The organism is Streptomyces hygroscopicus subsp. hygroscopicus, assembly GCF_001553455.1.
Classification (GTDB): Bacteria; Actinomycetota; Actinomycetes; order Streptomycetales; family Streptomycetaceae; genus Streptomyces; species Streptomyces hygroscopicus.
Genome location: NZ_BBOX01000625.1, coordinates 1 through 2,941, shown reverse-complemented (window position 1 = coordinate 2,941; position 2,941 = coordinate 1). Strand labels below are relative to the sequence as shown.

The following is a 2,941-nucleotide window of genomic DNA, read 5'->3' as shown; positions in this document are numbered from 1 at the left end:
GGGTACCACATCGCTGCGCGATGTGCAAGCGAACTGCCCCGCTGCGCGGGGCAGTTGCGGGAGCTGCGCTCCCGCTGGCCCTCGCGATGCGAGGGCGGTCCCCTCCGCTGCGCTCCAGGGACCGGTGGAGCCGGCCGCTGCGCGTCCGGCTGCCGCGCATCGCGCGGCCGTGACTGACGGGATGTCAGGTGCGGCTAGCGGGGCCTCCAGTACGGGAGTTGAGGAGTTGCTCCGCACTCCTCGGGCGGAGCCGCTGCGCTCCCCGCCTGACGGTCCTTCCGGCTGCGCCTCCAGAACCGCCGGGGCCCGCTACCGCGGGCCGGGCTGACTACGAGGAGTGGGGGTCGCTCGTTCGGGTGGGTTCCAGTGTAGTGGCTGCATCAGGATGATGCAGCATGTACCGTTGGCGAAAACACAAGACACCCCCCAACCACCCAGGGCCGGGCCGATACTCGGCAATAGGAAAAGGGAAACCGCATGTGGAGTGCTCAGGATGTGACGCGGGATCAAGTTAGGTGTCAGTCAAAGGGCCTCGATATGGCCGCCGTTGCGGAGAAGGTCGCGGAGGCTGCTGCCCGCGAGCGTGAGACAGCAGAGCAGCTGAGGCGAGGCGGTTCCTTCTCCGAGATCCAGATGGACCCGGAGCGGCTGGCTGCCATCTGGGGGGCAACGCACGCGGAGTGGCGGCGCGTCAGGGCCTTGATGGCTCAGGCCGGTTGGGACGCGTACGAGCCGGTGCGGGACACCGAGGGCTCCACGTGGGCTCGGGAGCGCGAAGAACGGCGTGACGGTGCTCTCGCGGCCCGGGCCGCCTTCGAGGCGCGGCGTCGGGAGGAGGCGGATGAGCTGCGGGCGGAGCTGTGGCTGTCTGCCGCGCCCAGTCGGCTGATCCGGGCGGTGGCCGATCGGGCCGGGCTTATGCCTGCCCAGGTCCTGGCGCAGCTCGCGGAACGGGTCGTCGTGGGCGACGACGGTACGGTGTCAGTCCCGCCTTTCACGCCGTCCCGGTGATTTCCCAAAGCGGTCAGAAAACGAGTTAGAGGAGGATTGCAAAATGCCGGGTATTCAGCTCAAGGAACACCAGGTCGACCAGAAGGCGGCTTTCCGCAAGTGGGTGGGATTCCCTGCAAGGTCATCTGTGCCCCCGGAAGGGGCGCGGGGCACGATCGTGTCAGCCACCGGGTCGGGCAAGACGATCACAGCCGCCGCGTGCGCGCTGGAGTGCTTCCGGGACGGCCGGATCCTCGTGACCGTGCCGACCCTGGACCTGCTCGTGCAGACCGCCCAGGCGTGGCGCCTGGTGGGCCACCGGGCCCCGATGGTGGCAGTGTGCTCGCTGGAGAACGACCCGGTGCTGAACGAGCTGGGCGTGCGCACCACCACCCACCCCATCCAGCTCGCGCTGTGGGCCGGGTCGGGGCCGGTGGTCGTGTTCGCCACGTACGCCTCGCTGGTGGACCGCGAGGACATTGACGCACCCGAGGGGCAGCGGAAGGTTCGCGGGCCGCTGGAGGCCGCTCTGGCGGGCGGAGAGCGGCTGTACGGGCAGCAGATGACAGGCTTCGACCTCGCGATCGTGGATGAGGCCCACGGCACCGCCGGTGATCTCGGGCGGCCGTGGGCCGCGATCCACGACAACCAGCGGATCCCCGCCGACTTCCGGCTCTACCTCACGGCGACTCCGCGCATTCTGGCGGCTCCTCCCCAGCCGCGAAGGGCTGCGGGCGGCCAGGAGCTGGAGATCGCGTCGATGGGCCAGGACTCCGAGACGTACGGGCCGTGGCTGGCCGAGCTGGGGCTTTCGGAGGCAATCGAGCGGGGCATCCTCGCCGGGTTCGAGATCGACGTGCTGGAGATCCGCGATCCCTCCCCCGTCTTCGGGGAGTCGGACGAGGCGCTGCGGGGCCGACGCATGGCGCTCCTGCAGACGGCGCTCCTGGAGCACGCCGCGAAGTGGAACCTGCGCACCGTGATGACGTTCCACCAGCGGGTGGAGGAGGCAGCGGCGTTCGCGGAGAAGCTGCCGGAGACCGCTGCCGAGCTGTACGTCAACGACGCCTCCGACGACGACCTGGCCCAGGCCGACCGGCTGCCGAGGTCGTCCATCGAGGCGGAGTTCTACGAGCTGGAGGCCGGTCGCCACGTCCCGCCGGACCGGGTGTGGTCGGCGTGGCTGTGCGGCGACCACCTCGTCGCCGAACGCCGGGAGGTGCTGCGGCAGTTCGCAGGCGGGATCGACGCGAACAACCGGCGCGTACACCGGGCGTTCCTCGCTTCCGTGCGGGTCCTCGGGGAAGGCGTCGACATCACCGGCGAGCGCGGGGTGGAGGCGATCTGCTTCGCCGACACCCGCGGCTCGCAGGTAGAGATCGTGCAGAACATCGGCCGCGCGCTGCGCCTCAACCGCGACGGCTCCACCAAGGTCGCCCGGATCATCGTGCCGGTGTTCCTCCAGGCCGGCGAGGACCCCGCCGACATGGTCGCCTCCGCCTCGTATGCCGGGTTGGTCGCTGTGCTCCAGGGCCTCCGCAGTCATGATGAACGACTCGTTGAGCAGCTCGCCTCCCGTGCCTTCACCCGCGGCAAGCACGCGCGCAAGGTGCACGTGAAGCGGGACGAAGAGGGTCGGATCATCGGCGCCGGCGAGGACCAGGAGCACGACGACACCCAGGCCGCCGCCGAATCGGCTCTTCTCTACTTCTCCTCTCCAAGGGACGCGGCGACGATCTCCGCGTTCCTCCGTACGCGGGTATACCGGCCCGAGTCGCTGGTGTGGTTGGAGGGCTACCAGGCCCTCATCCGCTGGCGGGCCGAGAACGAGATCACCGGCCTGCACGCCGTGCCCTACGACGTGGAGACCGAAGTCGGCCTGACGAAGGACTTCCCGCTGGGGCGCTGGGTGCACCAACAGCGCAAAGCGCTGCGCGCTGGAGAGCTAGAG

The 2,941-nt window shown here is 69.8% G+C and carries 2 protein-coding genes; both read left to right on the top strand.

Going from position 1 to position 2,941, the window contains the following annotated elements; translation table 11 throughout:
• Positions 1-477 precede the first annotated feature (477 nt).
• Complete coding sequence (locus tag AXW62_RS39445; RefSeq protein ID WP_060948536.1) at positions 478-1,011, top strand: hypothetical protein; 534 nt, start codon at positions 478-480, stop codon at positions 1,009-1,011.
• Positions 1,012-1,054: 43 nt separating this feature from the next.
• A partial coding sequence (locus AXW62_RS39440; protein WP_079115998.1) for a DEAD/DEAH box helicase occupies positions 1,055-2,941 on the top strand: 1,887 nt, incomplete at its 3' end.

Excerpts from the sequence above, each read along its gene's own strand:
- AXW62_RS39445 (WP_060948536.1), top strand. The coding sequence starts at position 478 with ATGTGGAGTGCTCAGGATGTGACGCGGGATCAAGTTAGGTGTCAGTCA.